The sequence below is a fragment of the Kitasatospora sp. NPDC008115 genome (assembly GCF_042957205.1).
In the GTDB taxonomy this organism is placed as follows: Bacteria; Actinomycetota; Actinomycetes; order Streptomycetales; family Streptomycetaceae; genus Kitasatospora.
Window position 1 is genome coordinate 1 of record NZ_JBIBHU010000009.1, and the last position, 17497, is coordinate 17497.

Genomic DNA, 17497 nt, shown 5'->3' on the forward strand with positions numbered 1-17497 from the left:
CGCCGGCTGCCCGCCCAAGTTCGCCCACCGGGTCGCGCGGCCGGGGCTCAACACACCGGGGGGCCGGGGGCCGGGGGCGGGGGGGGGGGGGGCCGGGGGGGGGGCCCCCCCCCGGCCCCGGCGCGGCGGTCCTCTCCGCCTCGGCTAAGGAAGCCGCCAGTCCACCGGCTGCGCCCCCTGCCGCGCCAGCAGCTCATTGGCCCGGCTGAACGGCCGCGAGCCGAAGAAGCCGCCGCTCGCCGAGTACGGGCTCGGGTGCGCCGACTCGATCGCCGGGATCTCGCCCAGCAGCGGCCGTAGATTGCGCGCGTCACGGCCCCAGAGGATCGCCACCAGCGGGCCGCCGCGCGCCGTCAGGGCGCGGATCGCCTGCTCGGTGACCTCCTCCCAGCCCTTGCCGCGGTGCGCGGCGGGCTTGCGCGGGGCGGTGGTCAGGGCGCGGTTGAGCAGCAGCACACCCTGCTGCGTCCACGGGGTTAGGTCACCGTTGGACGGCTGCGGGAGGCCGAGGTCGGAGCCGTACTCCTGGAAGATGTTGATCAGACTGGCCGGGATCGGCCGGACGTCGGCCGCCACCGAGAAGCTCAGTCCGACGGCGTGGCCGGGAGTCGGATACGGATCCTGGCCGACGATCAGCACCCGTACCTCGGCGAACGGCTGCTGGAAGGCGCGCAGCACGTTGGGGCCGGACGGCAGATAGGTGCGGCCGGCGGCGATTTCGGCGCGGAGGAAGTCGCCCATGGCGGCAACCCGCCCGGCGACCGGCTCCAGCGCGGTGGCCCACCCGGGCTCGACGATCTCGTTCAGTGGACGCGGTGCCATGGGCGTAACCCTATCGGCCTACACCGACAGTCCGTTCACCGAGATGATCACGCGAGACGGTCACCCGCCGCCCTCACTCCACCGGGCGCCCGCGCAGCACCACCAGCCGCGGATCGGCCAGCACCCGGACGTCGGCGCGCGGGTCGTGCGCGTACACCACGAAGTCCGCCGGCGCGCCCTCCTCCAGGCCGGGGCGCCCCAGCCAGGCGCGCGCCCCCCAGGTGGCCGCCGACAGCGCCTCGGCGGGGGTGAGCCCGGCCTTCACCAGCTCGGCGACCTCGTCCGCGACCAGCCCGTGGGCCAGCGAACCGCCCGCGTCCGTCCCGACGTAGACCGGGATGCCCGCGTCGTGCGCGGCACCGACCGTGTCGTAGCGGTGCTCGTGCAGCCGGCGCATGTGGGCGGCCCAGGCCGGGAACTTGCCCTCGCCGCCGGCCGCCAGCTGCGGGAAGGTGGCGATGTTGACCAGGGTCGGCACGATCGCGACCCCGCGCTCGGCGAAGACCGGGATCAGCTCCTCGGTCAGGCCGGTGGCGTGCTCGACGCAGTCGATCCCGGCGGCCAGCAGGTCCGGCAGCGACTCGGCGGCGAAGCAGTGCGCGGTGACCCTGGCGCCCTCCTCGTGCGCCGCCGCGATCGCCTCGGCGAGCGCGTCGCCCGGCCAGCAGGCGGTGAGGTCGCCGCGCTCGCGGTCGATCCAGTCGCCGACCAGCTTGACCCAGCCGTCACCGCGCCGGGCCTCGGCCCGCACATAGGCGGCGAGGTCGCCGGGCTCGATCTCGTGCGCGTAGTTGCGGATGTAGCGGCGGGTACGGGCGATGTGCCGGCCGGCCCGGATGATCCGGGGCAGGTCCTCGCGGTCGTCGATCCACCGGGTGTCGGCGGCGGACCCGGCGTCGCGGATCAGCAGGGTTCCGGCGTCACGGTCGGTGAGCGCCTGCTTCTCGCTGGTCGCCGCGTCGACGGCACCGTGCGCGTCCAGGCCGACGTGGCAGTGCGCGTCCACCAGGCCCGGCAGCACCCAGCCCTGGACCGTCCGGACATCCGCGGAGGAGGCACCGACCGCCGCCGGACGGGAGAAGGTCACCCGGCCGTCCACCACCCAGAGTTCGTCCCGGACGTCCTGCGGACCGACCAGCACCCGACCCCGGACGTGCAGCACCGCGCCATCGCTCATGGCCGCACTCTACCGACGGCGCCGTTCCGTGTGGGCGGCGAACATGGGGCAGACTCGTTCCCGCCGGCCCCTCGTCCCCTCCCCGAAAGGCCCCGCAACCGTGAGCCCCTTCCTCGATCTGCCCCCGCTGACCGCCGCCGACTTCGCGGCGATCGAGGACAAGGTCGCCGCCCTGCTGCACACCACCGCCGACGTCATCGTCACCCAGGGCGAGGCGCTGCTGCCGCTGGAGGCCGCGATCCGCGGGGCCGCGCACCCGGGCTCGACCGCGCTCAACATCGTCACCGGCCCCTACGGCCAGACCTTCGGCAACTGGCTGCGCGACTGCGGCGCGAAGGTCGTCGACCTCGCCGTGCCGTTCGACAGCGCGGTGAGCGCCGAACAGGTCGCCGAGGCGCTGGCGGCCGAGCCGGCCATCGACTTCGTCTCGCTGGTGCACGCCGAGGCCGCCACCGGCAACACCAACCCGGTCGCCGAGATCGCCGCCGTGGTGCGCGAGCACGGCGCGCTGCTGATGGTGGACGCGGTCGCCTCGGTGGCCGCCGAGCCGCTGCTGACCGACGCCTGGGGCGTCGACCTGTGCGTGATCGGCGGGCAGAAGGCGATGGGCGGGCCGGCCGGCGTCTCGGCCGTCTCGGTCTCCGAGCGGGCCTGGGAGCGGATCACCGCCAACCCGGCCGCCCCGCGCCGCTCCTACCTCTCGCTGCTGGACTGGAAGCAGCGCTGGACGGACGCCGGTCGCACCGTCCTGCCGCACGCGCCCGCCCAGTTGGAGATGCTCGCGCTCGGCGCCTGCCTGGACCGGATCTCGGCGGACGGCCTGCCCGCCGTCATCGCCCGCCACCGGGCGGCCGCGGCCGCCACCCGCGCGGGCGTCCGGGCGCTCGGCACGCTCGCCCCGTTCGTCCCGGCCGACGCGCACGCCGCGCCGGTCGCCACCACCCTGCGCACCCCGGCCGGCCTGGACGCCACCGCCCTCGCCGCCGAGCTGCGCCGCCTCGACCCGTCCCTCCCGGTCCAGGCCGGCGGCGGCGCCCTGGCCGCCGAGATGCTGCGGGTCAACCACTACGGCCCCGCCGCCACCCTCGACACCGTCCGCGCCACCCTCACCGCCCTCGCCACCGCGACCGGCACCGACGCCACCCCGGCCCTCACCGCCGCCGACCAGGCCTGGTCCGCGACCGTCTGACGGCCCCGGAAGGCCCCGCCCCGCCCCGCCCCGCCCGCCGCAGCGGGCGGGGCGGTTCGCCGCCCGGGCCCTCAGGCGGGCACCTCGGCGGGGCGGCGGAACTCACGGGCGCGCCCGGCCGGCACATCGGGGTCGGCGGTCGCGCCGTCGAGGACCTCCGTCAAGGAGGCCCACATGCTGCCGTCCGCCCAGGTGCACACCGACACCCCGCCGTCCTCGAACGCGGCCCGGCCGCACGTCAGCACGCCACCGCTCGTCCGGGAGGCGCGCACCTGGGGTACGTCGGCCGGGCGTGCGCCGGCCCGCGGTTGACCATGTTCGGGCATCGGCATCCGGGCAGTACGGGACCCGCTCGGCAAGTGGATTCCGGCCGTTCGGCCCGGCACTGTTCCCGAATCGTTCACTCCCCCGGCACCCGCGGCTCACCGTCCCCCGGCAGGCTCCAGCGCAACGGTTGAAGTTGGCTATACAACTCAGACCCCAGGGCCGCCGAGGAGAAGACCATGAGCACCACCGAGCTGTCGCCGTACTGGCTGCGCGACAACTGCCCCTGCGCCGAGTGCCGCGATCCGCGCAACAGGCAGAAGCTGTTCCAGATCACCGACCTGCCGCAGGACCTCGCGATCGCCGCGCGGGCCGAGCTGGACAGGCACCTGGAGGTGCTCTGGTCGGACGGGCACCGCTCCCGGTACCCGTTGGAGTGGCTGGCCCTGGAGGCAGACGGCGACGGGCGGACGGAGGCGGACAAGCGGCTCTGGGCCGCCGCGGATTTCGCGCACGGCATCCCTGAGGCGCCCTGGGAGGCCTACCTGGCCGATCCGGCCGAGCGGGCCGCCGTGCTGGCCGCCGTCAGCCGCTCCGGCTTCGCCGTGCTGCGCGGCGTGCCGGTGCGCGAGCGGCAGGTCCTGGCGGTCGCGGAGACCTTCGGCCACGTCCGGGTCACCAACTACGGCGAGCTGTTCGACGTCCGGGTCGAGCCGGACCCGAACAACCTGGCGTTCACCAGCGCCGCCATCGCCCCGCACACCGACAACCCGTACCGCGACCCGGTGCCGACGCTCCAGCTGCTGCACTGCCTGGAGAACTCGGCGACCGGCGGGGACTCCGGCCTGGTGGACGGCTTCCGGGCCGCCGCGCTGCTGCGCGAGGAGGCGCCGGAGCACTTCGCGGTGCTCACCCGCACCCCCGTGCCGTTCGTCTTCCGCGACCGCGCCACCGAACTGCGCGCCGACCGCCCGCTGATCGAGCTGGACCCGGCGGGCCGGATCCGCGAGGTGCGGTTCAACAACCGCTCGATCGCCACCCTGCGCGGCCCGGCGGCGGAGCTGGACGCCTTCTATGCCGCCTACCGCGCGTTCGCCGCGATCACCCTGCGCCCGGAGCTCCAGCTGGAGTTCCGGCTCGACCCGGGCGACTGCCTGATCTTCGACAACACCCGTCTGATGCACGCCCGCACCGCCTTCGCCCAGGACGGCCGGCGCCACCTCCAGGGCTGCTACGCGGACGTGGACTCGCTCGCCTCCACCCTGGCCGTGCTGCACCGCCGCTCGGCCGCGCTGGACGAGCTGGACGCCCTGTTCGCGGGCGAGGGTGCCGGGGAGTACCTGGGCGAGGCGGTCACCATGGCCGAGCACATGCTGCAGGCCGGCGCGCTCGCCGAGGCCGCCGGCGCGGCCCCGCACCTGGTCGCGGCGGCGCTGCTGCACGACGTCGGACACTTCCAAGGAGCCCTGCACGGGCGTGACTTGATGGAGGGTCAGGACAACCGGCACAGCGACACCGGGGCCGACTGGCTGGCCCGCTGGTTCGGCCCGGAGGTCACCGAGCCGGTCCGGCTGCACGTGGCGGCCAAGCGCTACCTGTGCGCGGTCGAGCCGGACTACCGGGCGAAGCTGTCCGAGGCCTCCGAGTACACCCTCCAGGTGCAGGGCGGCCCGATGTCCGAGCAGGACGCCGCCGCCTTCGCCGCCCACCCGGGCGCGGCTGACGCGGTGGCGGTGCGCCGCCTGGACGAGCAGGCCAAGGAGGCGGGGGCGGCGACCCCGGACTTCGCCCACTTCCGGCCGCTGCTGGCCTCGTTGATGCGCTGACCACCATTCGCCGGCGGGGCCGCCTCCGGGCCGCCCCGCCGGCGAACGTCAGTCCACTTCCCGCGCGTGCCGCGAAAGGGCCGAGGTGGCCAGCGAGTTGTGCACGCTGAACGCCACCGTGCCGGGCAGGTAACGGTCTTGGGACCACTCCACCGGCGTGCCGGTCGGGTCCGTCGTCCGCCGCCGCTCGCGCAGCAGCGGGCCGCCGCGCCGGCAGCCGAGCAGCCGGGCGTCGTCCCCGTTGGCGGCCACGATGTCGATCGTGTGGTCGGCGTCGGTGAACAGGATGCCGTGCTCGCGCAGGACTTCGGTGTGCGAGACGACGTCCGGCGGCAGCTCCGCGACGATCTCGCCGACCCGCGGCGGGTAGATGGTCCGCTCGACCATCACCGGCGTACCGGAGAGCGTGCGCAGCCGGACCATGACGTAGACCTCGTCGCCCGGTTCGAGCCGCAGCTGCTCGCGCTCGGCGGCGTCGGCCGGGCGGCGCACCATCGAGTCGAGTATGCCGCCGGGCTCCTCGCCCATCGAGTACGCCCAGCGGGTGAAGCTGAGCAGTTCGGAGAAGCTCTGCACCCGGGCCGTGCCGAGCACCACCCGGCGGGTGCCCCGGCGCGAGGTGACCAGGCCGTCCGAGCGCAGTACGGCGAGCGCCTGGCGGACGGTCCCGCGCGAGACGCCGTACTGCTCGGCGAGCGCGCCCTCGGCGGGCAGCCGTCCGGCCTCGCCGAACGCGCCGGTGGTGATCGCCTCGCGCAGATCGGCGGCGACCTTGCGATAGAGCGAACCGGCCCCCCGCTCGGCCCCGGAAGCGCCGGCCGGAGTCCCCTCCGGGCCGGTGCCCGAAGCCCCCTCCGAATCGGCGTCCGGGCGCCCCGACTTCAGTGCCACGTCAGTCAATGTCCCTCCTGGGCGGTGTCCCGCGCAGCCCGTAACGGCGCCGGACAGCCCGACCATATCCCGCTGCGCTCCCGAAGCATCGCACCCGCCGATTGCTCCGCCGGCGACCTGATTCGACCGTTCCCGCAGCCGCCCCCGGGACTGGGCCATCCGTTCACCTTCCCGTCACCGGGCTCCGGCGTACTTACCCACGTCAGCGAAGTTGGCTAGTCAACTCGGACGACGTCGACCGGCCGCTCACCCGGCCGTCCCGCCGCCCTTCGCGAGACGCAGGCCCGCGGAACCCCCGCGAACGCCCCCTCGCAGTACGCCCCCTTAACAGGAGACTTCCCCGTGACCGTGCACCGCGCCCGCGCCGCCGCCTTCGCGGCCGTACTGACCGCCGCCGCGCTCTCCCTCACCGCCTGCGGCTCCGCCGGGTCGAGCGCCAAGTCCGGCGACGCCGCCAAGGCCGGCGCCAAGGACGCCAAGGAGGCCACCTCCGCCGCCGACTTCGGCGGCATGGACGGCCTGGTCGCCGCCGCCAAGAAGGAGGGCAAGCTGCACGTCATCACGCTGCCCCGGGACTGGGCGAACTACGGCAAGATCATCGACTCGTTCAAGGCCAAGTACGGCATCGAGGTCGAGGAGGAGAACCCGGACGGCTCCAGCCAGGACGAGATCAACGCGATCAACTCCCGCAAGGGCCAGGACCGCGCCCCCGACGTGGTCGACCTGGGCAGCGCCTTCGCGCTCCAGGCGGTCAAGGACGGCATCCTCGCCCCCTACAAGGTGGCCACCTTCGACAAGGTGCCGGACACCATGAAGGACGCGACCGGCGCCCGCGTCAACGACTACGGCGGCTACATCTCGATCGGCTGCGACGCCAAGAAGATCGCCAACTGCCCGAAGACCTTCGCCGACCTGCTCAAGCCCGAGTACAAGGGCCAGGTCGCCCTCAACGGCAACCCGACCAAGTCCGGCTCGGCCTTCGGCGGCGTCTACGCGGCCGCGCTCGCCAACGGCGGCTCGCTGGACAACGTCCAGCCCGGCATCGACTTCTTCGGCAAGCTGAAGCAGTCCGGCAACTTCAACCCGGTCGAGTCCACCCCGGCCACCATCGAGAAGGGCGAGACCCCGATCTCGATCGACTGGTCCTACCTGAACGCCGGCTACACCGACGAGTTCAAGGACAAGGGCGTCGACTGGAAGGTCTCCATCCCCTCCGACGGCTCCTACGCCCAGTTCTACAACCAGGGCATCAACAAGTGGGCCCCGCACCCGGCGGCCGCCCGCCTGTGGCAGGAGTACCTGTTCAGCACCGAGGGCCAGAACCTCTTCCTCGGCGGCTACGCCACCCCGGCCACCTTCGAGGCGCTGAAGAAGGACGGCACCCTGGACACCGCCGCCGCCGCCAAGCTGCCGGCCGTCGAGAAGCCGTTCACCACCTTCCCGACCGTCGACCAGATCAACGCGGCCAAGAAGGTCGTCACCGAGAACTGGACCAAGGCCATCGCGGGCTGACACCCAAGCCGCGCACCGCACTTCGGGCTCAGAGAAGGCATCCATGACCACGGCTCCCACCCCGGTGCCGACCACCCCCGCCGCCACCCTCACCGGTGGCGGCGCGGGGGCGTCCGCCACCGCCACGACCACCCCCGCCACCACCGCCCCCACCCCCCGGCGACGGCCGCTCGCCCGCCTCGGCGGCGCCTCCTGGCTGGCCACCGTCCCGCTGCTGCTGTTCTTCCTGATCGGCTTCGGACTGCCCACCGTCGCCATCGTCATCGGCGCGTTCACCACCTCCAGCGACGCGGAGGGCGGCGCCGGGCAGTTCACCTTCGACAACCTGACGGCCTCCGTCCAGGGCGGCTACCTGACCGCGATGCTGAGCAGCCTCAAGCTCTCCGCGCTGACCGCGCTGCTCGCCACCCTGATCGGCCTGCCGCTCGCCCAGGCGGTCGTCACCTCCCGGCACACCTGGCTGCGCCAGGCGGTGCTCACCGCCTCCGGCGTGCTCGCCAACTTCGGCGGCCTGCCGCTCGCCTTCGCGTTCGTCGCCACCCTCGGCAACGCCGGCGAGATCACCAAGCTGCTGCACCTCACCGACCACGGCTGGTCGCTGTACTCGTTCACCGGCCTGACCGTCGTCTACCTGTACTTCCTCATCCCGCTGATGGTGCTCACCATCACCCCGGCCCTGGACGGCCTGCGCGTCCAGTGGCGCGAGGCGGCGCAGAACAACCGCGCCACCACCCTCCAGTACTGGCGCCACGTGGCCCTGCCGATCCTGCTGCCCTCCCTGCTCGGCGGCTTCGTGCTGCTCTTCGGCAGCGCCTTCGCCGCCTACGCCACCGCCGCCGCCATGGTCGGCGCGACGGTCCCGCTGGTCAGCCGCTCGATCGCGGACGCGCTCTCCGGCAACGTGCTGGTCGGCCAGGGCAACCTCGCCCTCGCCCTCAGCCTCAACATGATCATCGTGGCCGTCCTGGTGATGGCCGTGTACCTCCCCCTCCAGCGCCGGAGCGCCCGATGGCTCAGCTGACCACCCCCGCCCCCGCCAAGCGACGCCCCGTGCGCTGGTGGCGCGGCTCCGTCCTGCTGCTCGCCGGCGTCTACTTCGTCGTCCCGCTCGCGGCCTCCGCCTGGTTCTCGGTCGACGACCCCCGGGGCATCTCCTTCGAGGCCTACACCGGGCTGCTCTCCGCCCCCGGCTTCCTGGACAGCCTCTGGCTGACCCTCGGCCTCGCCGTGGTCACCGTCCTGGTGCTGCTGCTCCTGCTCGTCCCGGCGCTGATCGCCGTCCGGCTCGGCGCGCCGAAGCTGCGCCCGGTCATCGACGTGCTCTGCACCCTGCCGCTGGTCGTCCCGCCGGTCGCGCTGACCGCCGGCCTGATCGGCGTGCTCCGCTGGGGCCCGGACTACCTGATGGACACGCCGTTCTTCCAGACCTTCGTGTTCATCCAGGACCCGGACTTCCCGCTGGTGCTGGTCATCGCCTACGTGCTGATGGCGCTGCCGCTCGCCTACCGCGCCCTGGACGCCGGGCTGCGCTCGGTGGACGTGCGCACCCTGGTCGAGGCCGCCCGCAACTGCGGCGCGAGCTGGCCGCGCGCGGTGTTCACCGTCGTGCTGCCCAACCTGCGCGGCGCCCTGCTGAACGCCTCCTTCCTCACCCTGGCCCTGGTGCTCGGCGAGTTCACCGCCGCCTCGATCCTCGGCTTCCAGCCCTTCCCGGTCTGGATCTACTCGGTCGGCAACAGCCAGGCCCACATGTCGGTCGCGGTGTCCATCCTCAGCCTGCTGCTCACCTGGCTGCTGCTGCTCCTGCTGGCCACCGTCGGCCGCGAGCGCCGCACCAGGACCGCCACCTCCTGACCTCCCCCGCACTCCGGAGAACTCCCTTGACCTCCCTCGCCGTTGAGACCCCCGCCACCCGATCCGGCGGCGCCACCGTCGAATTCCGCTCGCTGCGCCGCACGTTCGGCGCCACCACCGCGCTCGACGGCCTCGACCTCACCGTCCGCCCCGGCGAACTGCTCGCCCTGCTCGGCCCGTCCGGCTGCGGCAAGACCACCGCGCTGCGCATCCTGGCCGGCTTCGAGCAGCACGACTCCGGCCAGGTGCTGGTCGACGGCCAGGACATCACCGCGATCCCCGCCCACAAGCGCGACGCGGGCATGGTGTTCCAGTCATACAGCCTCTTCCCGCACCTGACCGCCGCCGACAACGTCGCCTTCGGCCTGCGGATGCGCGGCACCGGCAAGGCCGAGCGCCTCAAGCGCGCCCAGGAGCTGCTGGAGCTCGTCGGCCTGCCGCAGCACGCCGGCCGCTACCCGCACCAGATGTCCGGCGGCCAGCAGCAGCGCATCGCGCTCGCCCGCGCGCTCGCCCTCCAGCCGCGGGTGCTGCTGCTCGACGAGCCGCTGTCCGCGCTGGACGCCAAGGTGCGGCTGTCGCTGCGCGAGGAGATCCGCCGCCTCCAGCAGGAGCTGGGGATCACCACCCTGTTCGTCACCCACGACCAGGAGGAGGCGCTGTCGATGGCCGACCGGGTCGCCGTCCTGCGCGCCGGCCGCCTGGAGCAGTGCGCCGCCCCCGCCGAGCTGTACGCCCGGCCGGCCACCGCCTTCGTCGCCGAGTTCGTCGGCACCATGAGCCGCATCCCCTGCGCGCGCTCCGGCGACGGCGTCGAGGTCCTCGGCCACCGCCACGCCGTGGACGGCACGCTGCCGGCCGACGGCGAACTGCAGGTGCTGGTCCGCCCGGAGAACGTCGAGCTGGCGCCGGACGAGCGGGGCGCGGCCCTCGTCGTCTCCGCGTCCTTCCTGGGCGCCGTCACCCGCCTCACCGTCCGCCTGGACGACGGCACCGAGGTCAAGGCCGACCTGCCCACCGAGGCCGCCGCCGCCCTGCCGATCGGCTCGCGCGCCGCGCTGACCCTTCCGGAGCGACCGGTCCTGGTCGACCGTCGTACGGTCTGAACCGTCCTGTTGAACCGCCTCGAAGGTACCGCCATGCCTCACACTCCCCCACCCGCCGCCGTCCTCTTCGACATGGACGGCACCCTCGTCGACACCGAGCAGCTCTGGTGGCAGGCCGCCGCCGAGCTCGCCGACGAGTTGCGCCACCCCCTCACCGAGGCCGACGCCCCCGAGGTCCTCGGCCAGGCCATCGAGCACACCGCCGCCCACCTCCACCGGGTCAGCGGCACGTCGTTGACGGAGGCCGAACTCGCCACCCGCCTCGGCGACTCCTTCGCCGGCAAGGTGGCGGCGGAAACCGTCCCCCGCCCCGGCGCCCTGGCCCTGCTCGCCTCGCTGCGCGACGCCGGGGTGCCCACCGCCCTGGTCTCCGCCTCCCCCCGCCGGGTCGTCGACCTCGTCCTCTCCACGCTCGGCCGCGACTGGTTCGCCGTCACCCTGGCCGCCGAGGACACCCCCCGCACCAAGCCCGCCCCGGACCCCTACCTCGCCGCCGCCGCCCGCCTCGGCCTCGACCCGGCCACCTGCGTGGCCGTCGAGGACACCCCCACCGGCGTCGCCTCCGCCACCGCCGCCGGCTGCGCCGTGCTCGCCGTCCCCTCGACGAGCACCGCGATCCCGGCCGGCTCCCGGGTCACCCTGCTGGACAGCCTGGAGCACGCGGACCTGCCCCTCCTCGGGAAGCTCACCGCCACCCCCGGGGTTTGACCCCCATGCCCTACATACTCCTCACCCTCGCGATCATCAGCGAGGTCTGCGCCACCAGTTGCCTCAAACTGACCGAGGGCTTCAGCAGACTCTGGCCGAGCGTGGGAGTGGCGATCGGCTACGCGCTCTCCTTCGTCCTGCTGGGCCGAGCCCTGAAGCACATCCCGGTCTCCGTCGCCTACGCCGTCTGGTCCGGCGCGGGAACGGCCGCCGTGGCAGGGATAGGCGCCGTGGCCTTCGGCGAATCGCTGGGCCGCCTCCAGTGGCTCGGCATAGCCCTGGTGATCATCGGCGTCGTCGTCCTCAACCTCAAGGGCGGCCATTGACGCTCCACGGGCCCGCGCCGCTCACGGCGGTGTCAGGCGCGGGGACCGAGGAAGAGGCCGCCGGTGGCGTCGATGGTCTGGCCGGTGATCCAGCGGGCGGCGTCGGAGGCGAGGAAGGCGACGACGTCGGCCACGTCCTCCGGGGCGCCCAGGCGGCCGAGGGCGGTGGAGCGGGTGATCGACTCGACCAGGCCCGGGGCTTCGAAGACGGGGGCGTTGGCCGGGGTGCGGGTGGCGCCCGGGGCTACGGCGTTGACGGTGATGGCGCGGGTGCCGAGGTCGTTGGCGAGGGTCAGGGTCATCGTCTCGATCGCGCCCTTGGTCATCGCGAAGGACGTCTGGGCGGGGTTGGCCATCCGGGTCGCCACGGAGGAGACGGTGATGATCCGGCCGCCGTCCCGGAGCAGGGGCAGCGCGCGCTGGACGGTGAAGTACGGCGCCCGCACGTTCACCGCGAAGAGGTGGTCGAACTCCGCCCGCGTCGTCACCCCGAGCGGGCCGGCCGGCGGGGCGGCGGCGTTGTTGACGAGGATGTCGAGCGGGCGGCCGGCCAGGGCCGCCTCCACCCCGGCGAAGAGCGTGTCGACGTCGTCGTCCGTGCCCAGCTCCGCCCGCACCGCGTACGCGCTGCCGCCCGCCCGCTCGATCGCCTCGACGGTCGATGCCGCGCCCGCCGCATCCGTGCCGTAGTGCACGATCACCGCCGCACCGTCGGCCGCCAGCCGGGTCGCGATCGCCTGACCGATGCCGCGCGATGCCCCGGTCACCAGAGCCGTCTTCATCCCCGCACCCCAAACCTGGTAGTGACTACCATTCAGGTAGGGTCTACCACATGCCTGAACAGCACTCAACACTCCGCGCCCGCCGCCGGGCCGAGACCCAGCGACTGATCCAGGCCCACGCCGTACGGCTGTTCACCGAGCGCGGCTACGACGCGACGGCGGTGACCGAGGTCGCGGAGGCGGCGGGGGTGTCGCCGATGACGGTCTACCGGCACTTCCCCACCAAGGAGGACCTGGTGCTGGCCGGTGCGGAGGCCCGATCGGTCGCCGAGCGGATCGCCGCGTCACCCGGAGACCAGCCTCTGGTCCGCCGGATCGGCCGGGCCCTCGTCGGTGCTGCCACGGAGTTGACGGAGACCGGCGACGGCCGGTTCCTGCTCGCCCGCCTCCGGCTGATGATCACCACACCGGCCCTGCGGGCCAAGCACCTCGACAACCAGTACGCCCTCCAGCAGGCGATCGTCACCGCCCTCGGGGACGGCGAGGACAGCGCCTTCCGCACCCGGGCGGCCACCGGCGCCTGCCTGGCGGCCCTGCACACGGCCCTGGTCCGCTGGGCCGAGGAGGACGGACGGACGCCGCTCCCCGGGCTGATCTCCGAGGCCTTCGCGGCCGCCTTCGGCGACCAGGCCCCCTGAGTCAGCCGCGCCGCTGGAGCCCGTAGGCCGCGGTGAGGGCGACGGCGCGGTCCTCGTCGCCGGTCAGGTCGGTGAGGGCGCGGGTGGCCGTGGGGCCCGGGATGTCCACGAGGGCCTGGGTCAGTCGGCGACGGGAAGGCGGTTCCACGGTGGCTGCGGCGAGGCGGTCGACGAGGGCGGCGGCGATCCGGTCCGCCGCCACCGGGTCGGCCGCCAGGGCGCCCAGCGCGTCGGCCGCGTCGACGTCGTTCGCGCCCCTGACGATCAGGTCGACGAGCGAGGGGACCACGTCGCCCGCTCCCCGCGCGCCGAGCGCCAGCGCCGCATGGCCCCGGACCACCGGGTCCGCGTGGTCGAGGGCGTCCCGCAGCAGCGCCGTCGCCGTCGCGCCCGGAAGCTCGGCGAGCGAGCGGACGGCCCGCTCCCGCACCCGGGCCGAGGACGCGTCGAGGCCCTTCGCCAGCAGCACCGACGCCTCCTCCCCGGCCTGCGCCAGCGCCCAACGGAGCGCTCCGGCGACGACCGGGTCCGACTCCCCCAGCACGGCCTCGACCAGCGCCTCCACCGGCACGGGGAGGTCCTCGCTCGCGGCCAGGGCGGCGCGCTGGCGTGTCCTGGGGCTCTTCGACCCCAGCGCCTGGAGGAGCGCGACGGTCTGGAGGACGTCCTCCCAGCCCGCCGGTTCGGCGGCGCCGATCCGGCGCAGCCGCGTCAGCAGCTCGGTCTGCGCCGCGATGCGCTCCCGGGTCTCGCGGATCAGGTCCTCGACGAGTTCCCCCGGCGCGAAGCCGGGATCGTCGAGCGCCCGCCCGACGTCGCGCAGCGACAGCCCCAGCGAGCGCAGGCTCTCGATGTGGAAGATCCGCCGGACGTCCTCCTCGGCGTACTCCCGGTAGCCGGCGCCGGTCCGCCCCGTCGGCCGCACCAGGCCGAGCGCCTCGTAGTGCCGGAGCATGCGGGCACTGACGCCGGACCGCCGCGCGACATCACCGATCAGCACCCGATCACTACCCTTCCCCGCCGAGGGCCACGACGCGCTTCGCCTCCTCGACCGCGAACTCGAAACCGGCCTCCGGGTCGTGCCACAGCCGTTCCGTGGCGAGCGCGTGCGCGCGCACCCGGGGGTCGGGAGCCGTCGTGGCGGCCTCCAGGGCCGCCGGCATCGCCTCCCCGAGCGCGATCAGCGCCCGGCTGAGGCTCAGCTGCGTCTCGCGTCCGCCGCGTCCGAACTGCCGCGCCAACCTTACGGCCAGCGCGGCCCGCTCGCCGTCGGGCGCGAGCGCGGCCGCGGTCCGCCAGGCGGCGCGGGCCACCTCGTCGTCGGCGTCGGCCAGCAGGTCCGGGGTGATCGCGGGCCACGCCCCCCGGTCCCCGATCTTGGACAGCGTGTGCAGCGCCTGGCTGCGCGCCTGGGCGCGGTCCGAGCGGAGTTCACCGACCAGCGCCGGGACCGTCGCCGACGGCGCGTGGCGGGTGAGCGCCCAGGTCAGCATCTCCCGCACGTAGAACTCGGGCTCGACGGCGCACCGCTCGACGAGCCCGCCGACGAACCCCGGGTCCGGCGTGCTGCCGACCGCCAGCGCGGCCTGGAGCCGGACCGACGTGTCGGCGTGCGCCAGCGCCCGGAACGCTCGCGTCGCGGCCGTGTCCTCCTGCGGCATGGTCATCGGGACCACCTCCTCGGCCGCAGTCAAGACCTTGTCATCGTGTCAAGGTCAAGCGGCGGCGTCGGCGGCCACCCGGAAGCCGATGTTGCCGGCGGAGCTGTCCGGGGTGTTGGAGCTGCGCGCCGCGACCCGGTAGCGGTTGCAGTAGGAGGCGTGGCACATGTGGGAGCCGCCGCGCATCACCCGCGCCGTGCCGTCCGGCGGGCCGAGCGGGTCGTGGCGCGGGGCGGTGCGGTGGAAGTCCGGGCTGAACCAGTCCGCGCACCACTCCCACACATTGCCGACGGTGTTGTACAGCCCGTGGCCGTTCGGCCGGAAGGCGGTCACCGGAGCCGTCCCCGGGTAGCCGTCCGCGGCGGTGTTCACGGTGGGGAAGACACCCTGCCAGGTGTTGCACAGGTACCGGCCGTTGGCCGTGAGTTCGTCGCCCCACGGGTAGCGCGCCTGCTCCAGGCCGCCCCGGGCGGCGTACTCCCACTCGGCCTCGGTGGGCAGCCGGGTGCCCGACCAGGCGCAGTACGCCTGCGCGTCGTGCCAGGAGACGTGGACGACGGGGTGGTTCTGGCGGGTGGTGACGGAGGAGCCCGGCCCCTCGGGCGCCCGCCAGCTCGCCCCGGCGACCGCCCGCCACCACGGCACGGCGGCCACCTGCGGGGAGACGGCGGCCAGCCGGTCCGCCAGGAAGCCCTCGAAGACGTAGGAGAAGCCGAAGACCTCGGCCTCGGTGCGGTGGCCGGTGGCCTTGACGAAGGTCGCGAAGGCGGCGTTGGTCACCGTGGTCGGAGCGATCCGGAACGGGCTCAGCTTGACGACGCGCACCGGCCCTTCGCCGTCCTCCGGGTAGCCCTGCCGGTCCTCGGTGCCCATCAGGAACCGGCCGCCGGGCAGGCCGGTGAGCTGCCGCGCCACCCGCGAGCCGGGGGCGGCGACCGGGACGGGGACGGGGACGGGGACGGCGGGCACAACGGATGCCACGGGCACGACGGTCCCGTCGGCATCACGGCCGGGGGTGCAACAGGGCTTGGTGCTGGACACGGGGTTCCTCATCGGTTCGGGGTCCTGGGTCCTGGGGGTGGCGGCCGGCCGCCACCCCCAGGACCTCTCGGGGAAGGGTCAGGCGGCCCGGTCGGCGGCCAGCTGCGCCGCCAGCGCCGGGATGCCGAGCGCCTGTTCCTGCTGCGGTGTGGCCTGGTGCAGCAGGTTGCCCAGCTGGTAGGGGTCGGCCGCCAGGTCGTAGTACTCGCGGAACTTCACCTCACCCGTGCCGGACACCGTGCCGTTGGCGTCGGTGTGCAGCGCGTAGTACTCGGTGTACTGCTTGTCGGTGGTCACGTACGAGGACCAGGTGGGCGGGCCGCCCGCCGCCGTGCCCTGCTTCCACCACTCCACCAGCAGGTGGTTCCGACTGGCGGCGGTGAGCAGCGACTGCCCGTCCTGCGGGGTGTCGGGCGTGATGCCGGCGGCGTCGAGGATGGTCGGGGCGACGTCGATGTTGGCGACGATGCGGTGGTCGGTGGTGCCCGCGCCGAGGCCGCCGGCGGGCCAGGACAGGTAGAACGGCACCTCGTGCGCCGGGGAGTAGGGCACGGACTTCTTGAGCCACCCGTGGTCGGCCCAGGTGTAGCCGTTGTCGCCGAGGTAGATGACGAGGGTGTTGTCGAGCTGGCCGAGCGCCACCAGCTTGTCGTGGATCGCCTGCACGGCGTCGTCGACGGAGAGCAGGGTGCGCAGCTGGCGAGTGCGCAGCGCCTGGGCGTCGGCGAGGGTGGAGGTGGCGTTCTGGATGTAGCCGGGCTTGTCGCTGCGGTCGGCCTCGGGCACCGAGGGCCGCCCGTTCCACGGCGGGACGACGGTGTCCGCGTACTTGGCGGCGGGTACGTTGGGCTCGTGCGAGGCGTACGGGGTGACGTAGGCGAACCAGGGGCGGGTGTCGGTGGCGGCCTTGTCGAGGAAGGCCAGGGTGCGGTTCTTGATGATGTTGGTGGTGTAGCCGGTGAGGGTCTGGACACCGCCGTTGATGTTCCAGTTGGCGTTGTTGTACGCGGGCTGGAGCAGCGCCCACTCCTCGAAGTGCGGCGGGTTGTCCGCCAGGGTCCAGGAGTTGAGGTACTTGCCGAACAGCCCGGTGCGGTAGCCGGCCTGCCGCAGGTAGCGCTGGACGGTGGTGTGCTGGTCGAGGCTGTGCGAGGCGCCGTTGTTGCGCACGCCGTGGTTGTGGGCGTAGCGGCCGGAGAAGACCGAGGACCGCGAGGGCGCGCAGAGCGGCGTGGTGACGTGGCCGTTGGTGAAGCGGACGCCGTGGCCGGCGATCCAGTCCACGATCTGCGGGGTGGCCCACTCGGTGTGCTTGGGCTGGTCGTCGGTGACGATCAGCAGGATGTTGGGCCGGGTCGCACCGGCCGCCGCACCGTCCGCGGCGGCCGCGGCCGCCGGGCTCGCGGACGCCAGGGTGAGTGCCGCCGGGGCGGCGGCACCGGCCGCCACCGCCGCGGCGCCGGCGAGGAAGCCGCGCCGGCCGACCCGGGGCGAACCTTTCGTTTCCGAATCGCCGAGCTCGCTCATGAATTCCCTCCATGCTTTTCGGTGATTCCGGGAGCGGCCTGCCCGGGAAATACCGCGGGCGGCGCCGAAATCATTCACGGGGAAGCGGTCCACCGGTCCGCACGACGTCCGCGCCCGCACCCCGGACAGCATTCACGGGCACGGCGACTCACCGGGGATCCGCGGAGAAGGAA

18 protein-coding genes are annotated in these 17497 nt (G+C 73.9%); 9 read left to right on the forward strand and 9 right to left on the reverse strand.

The window, feature by feature from the left end; translation table 11 throughout:
* Positions 1-144 precede the first annotated feature (144 nt).
* Positions 145-822: a uracil-DNA glycosylase gene (locus ACFZBX_RS13600; RefSeq protein ID WP_391533743.1), complete on the reverse strand. Its 678-nt coding sequence runs from the start codon at positions 820-822 to the stop codon at positions 145-147.
* A gap of 73 nt (positions 823-895) precedes the next feature.
* Complete coding sequence (locus ACFZBX_RS13605) at positions 896-1999, reverse strand: amidohydrolase family protein (RefSeq protein WP_391533745.1); 1104 nt, start codon at positions 1997-1999, stop codon at positions 896-898.
* A 43-nt stretch (positions 2000-2042) separates the two neighbouring features.
* Between ACFZBX_RS13605 and ACFZBX_RS13610 the strand changes: the two genes are divergently transcribed.
* Positions 2043-3188 (forward strand): pyridoxal-phosphate-dependent aminotransferase family protein, encoded by a 1146-nt coding sequence (locus ACFZBX_RS13610; RefSeq protein WP_391533747.1) that lies wholly within the window; start codon positions 2043-2045, stop codon positions 3186-3188.
* 71 nt (positions 3189-3259) lie between these two features.
* On the opposite strand, the gene ACFZBX_RS13615 is transcribed toward ACFZBX_RS13610, so the two are convergent.
* The gene (locus ACFZBX_RS13615) at positions 3260-3433 is read right to left on the reverse strand and encodes a hypothetical protein (protein ID WP_391533748.1); all 174 of its coding nucleotides are present in this window, start codon (positions 3431-3433) and stop codon (positions 3260-3262) included.
* 258 nt (positions 3434-3691) lie between these two features.
* Between ACFZBX_RS13615 and ACFZBX_RS13620 the strand changes: the two genes are divergently transcribed.
* Positions 3692-5278 carry a phosphonate degradation HD-domain oxygenase gene (locus tag ACFZBX_RS13620; RefSeq protein WP_391533750.1) on the forward strand — a complete coding sequence of 529 codons (1587 nt, stop codon included), beginning with the start codon at positions 3692-3694 and terminating at the stop codon, positions 5276-5278.
* Between the two features lie 48 nt (positions 5279-5326).
* Here ACFZBX_RS13620 and ACFZBX_RS13625 read toward each other — a convergent pair whose 3' ends face one another.
* Positions 5327-6169: a GntR family transcriptional regulator gene (locus tag ACFZBX_RS13625; protein WP_391533752.1), complete on the reverse strand. Its 843-nt coding sequence runs from the start codon at positions 6167-6169 to the stop codon at positions 5327-5329.
* 342 nt (positions 6170-6511) lie between these two features.
* On the opposite strand from ACFZBX_RS13625, the gene ACFZBX_RS13630 reads away from it, so the two are divergent.
* From ACFZBX_RS13630 to ACFZBX_RS13655, 6 genes are read left to right on the forward strand one after another with little or no spacing between them, the layout of a single operon-like run.
* On the forward strand, positions 6512-7681 hold the full coding sequence (locus ACFZBX_RS13630; protein WP_391533753.1) for an ABC transporter substrate-binding protein: 1170 nt from the start codon (positions 6512-6514) through the stop codon (positions 7679-7681).
* Positions 7682-7724: 43 nt separating this feature from the next.
* The gene (locus tag ACFZBX_RS13635; RefSeq protein WP_391533755.1) at positions 7725-8702 is read left to right on the forward strand and encodes an ABC transporter permease; all 978 of its coding nucleotides are present in this window, start codon (positions 7725-7727) and stop codon (positions 8700-8702) included.
* Entirely contained in the window at positions 8690-9535 is an 846-nt protein-coding gene (locus ACFZBX_RS13640) for an ABC transporter permease (RefSeq protein WP_391533757.1), read from the forward strand. The genes ACFZBX_RS13635 and ACFZBX_RS13640 overlap by 13 nt, the downstream gene beginning before the upstream one ends.
* A 26-nt stretch (positions 9536-9561) precedes the next feature.
* Positions 9562-10641, forward strand: coding sequence for an ABC transporter ATP-binding protein (locus ACFZBX_RS13645; RefSeq protein ID WP_391533759.1), 1080 nt, complete (start codon positions 9562-9564; stop codon positions 10639-10641).
* A gap of 33 nt (positions 10642-10674) precedes the next feature.
* The gene (locus ACFZBX_RS13650) at positions 10675-11349 is read left to right on the forward strand and encodes an HAD family hydrolase (protein ID WP_391533761.1); all 675 of its coding nucleotides are present in this window, start codon (positions 10675-10677) and stop codon (positions 11347-11349) included.
* Positions 11350-11354: 5 nt separating this feature from the next.
* On the forward strand, positions 11355-11675 hold the full coding sequence (locus tag ACFZBX_RS13655) for a DMT family transporter (RefSeq protein ID WP_391533762.1): 321 nt from the start codon (positions 11355-11357) through the stop codon (positions 11673-11675).
* 32 nt (positions 11676-11707) lie between these two features.
* Here ACFZBX_RS13655 and ACFZBX_RS13660 read toward each other — a convergent pair whose 3' ends face one another.
* On the reverse strand, positions 11708-12457 hold the full coding sequence (locus ACFZBX_RS13660; RefSeq protein ID WP_391533763.1) for an SDR family oxidoreductase: 750 nt from the start codon (positions 12455-12457) through the stop codon (positions 11708-11710).
* A gap of 50 nt (positions 12458-12507) precedes the next feature.
* Between ACFZBX_RS13660 and ACFZBX_RS13665 the strand changes: the two genes are divergently transcribed.
* Positions 12508-13095: a TetR/AcrR family transcriptional regulator gene (locus ACFZBX_RS13665; protein ID WP_391533764.1), complete on the forward strand. Its 588-nt coding sequence runs from the start codon at positions 12508-12510 to the stop codon at positions 13093-13095.
* 1 nt (position 13096) lies between these two features.
* On the opposite strand, the gene ACFZBX_RS13670 is transcribed toward ACFZBX_RS13665, so the two are convergent.
* The 4 genes from ACFZBX_RS13670 to ACFZBX_RS13685 all read right to left on the reverse strand — a co-directional run bounded on the left by ACFZBX_RS13670 (position 13097) and on the right by ACFZBX_RS13685 (position 17324).
* Entirely contained in the window at positions 13097-14095 is a 999-nt protein-coding gene (locus ACFZBX_RS13670; protein ID WP_391533766.1) for a HEAT repeat domain-containing protein, read from the reverse strand.
* 7 nt (positions 14096-14102) lie between these two features.
* The gene (locus tag ACFZBX_RS13675) at positions 14103-14762 is read right to left on the reverse strand and encodes a HEAT repeat domain-containing protein (RefSeq protein ID WP_391533768.1); all 660 of its coding nucleotides are present in this window, start codon (positions 14760-14762) and stop codon (positions 14103-14105) included.
* 48 nt (positions 14763-14810) lie between these two features.
* Entirely contained in the window at positions 14811-15809 is a 999-nt protein-coding gene (locus ACFZBX_RS13680; protein ID WP_391533770.1) for a formylglycine-generating enzyme family protein, read from the reverse strand.
* A 66-nt stretch (positions 15810-15875) separates the two neighbouring features.
* Positions 15876-17324 carry a sulfatase gene (locus ACFZBX_RS13685; protein WP_391533772.1) on the reverse strand — a complete coding sequence of 483 codons (1449 nt, stop codon included), beginning with the start codon at positions 17322-17324 and terminating at the stop codon, positions 15876-15878.
* Positions 17325-17497 lie beyond the last annotated feature (173 nt).

Excerpts from the sequence above, each read along its gene's own strand:
- ACFZBX_RS13600 (WP_391533743.1), bottom strand. The coding sequence starts at position 822 with ATGGCACCGCGTCCACTGAACGAGATCGTCGAGCCCGGGTGGGCCACC.
- ACFZBX_RS13605 (WP_391533745.1), bottom strand. The coding sequence starts at position 1,999 with ATGAGCGATGGCGCGGTGCTGCACGTCCGGGGTCGGGTGCTGGTCGGT.
- ACFZBX_RS13610 (WP_391533747.1), top strand. The coding sequence starts at position 2,043 with ATGGGGCAGACTCGTTCCCGCCGGCCCCTCGTCCCCTCCCCGAAAGGC.
- ACFZBX_RS13620 (WP_391533750.1), top strand. The coding sequence starts at position 3,692 with ATGAGCACCACCGAGCTGTCGCCGTACTGGCTGCGCGACAACTGCCCC.
- ACFZBX_RS13635 (WP_391533755.1), top strand. The coding sequence starts at position 7,725 with ATGACCACGGCTCCCACCCCGGTGCCGACCACCCCCGCCGCCACCCTC.
- ACFZBX_RS13640 (WP_391533757.1), top strand. The coding sequence starts at position 8,690 with ATGGCTCAGCTGACCACCCCCGCCCCCGCCAAGCGACGCCCCGTGCGC.
- ACFZBX_RS13650 (WP_391533761.1), top strand. The coding sequence starts at position 10,675 with ATGCCTCACACTCCCCCACCCGCCGCCGTCCTCTTCGACATGGACGGC.
- ACFZBX_RS13655 (WP_391533762.1), top strand. The coding sequence starts at position 11,355 with ATGCCCTACATACTCCTCACCCTCGCGATCATCAGCGAGGTCTGCGCC.
- ACFZBX_RS13660 (WP_391533763.1), bottom strand. The coding sequence starts at position 12,457 with ATGAAGACGGCTCTGGTGACCGGGGCATCGCGCGGCATCGGTCAGGCG.
- ACFZBX_RS13665 (WP_391533764.1), top strand. The coding sequence starts at position 12,508 with ATGCCTGAACAGCACTCAACACTCCGCGCCCGCCGCCGGGCCGAGACC.
- ACFZBX_RS13675 (WP_391533768.1), bottom strand. The coding sequence starts at position 14,762 with ATGACCATGCCGCAGGAGGACACGGCCGCGACGCGAGCGTTCCGGGCG.
- ACFZBX_RS13680 (WP_391533770.1), bottom strand. The coding sequence starts at position 15,809 with ATGAGGAACCCCGTGTCCAGCACCAAGCCCTGTTGCACCCCCGGCCGT.
- ACFZBX_RS13685 (WP_391533772.1), bottom strand. The coding sequence starts at position 17,324 with ATGAGCGAGCTCGGCGATTCGGAAACGAAAGGTTCGCCCCGGGTCGGC.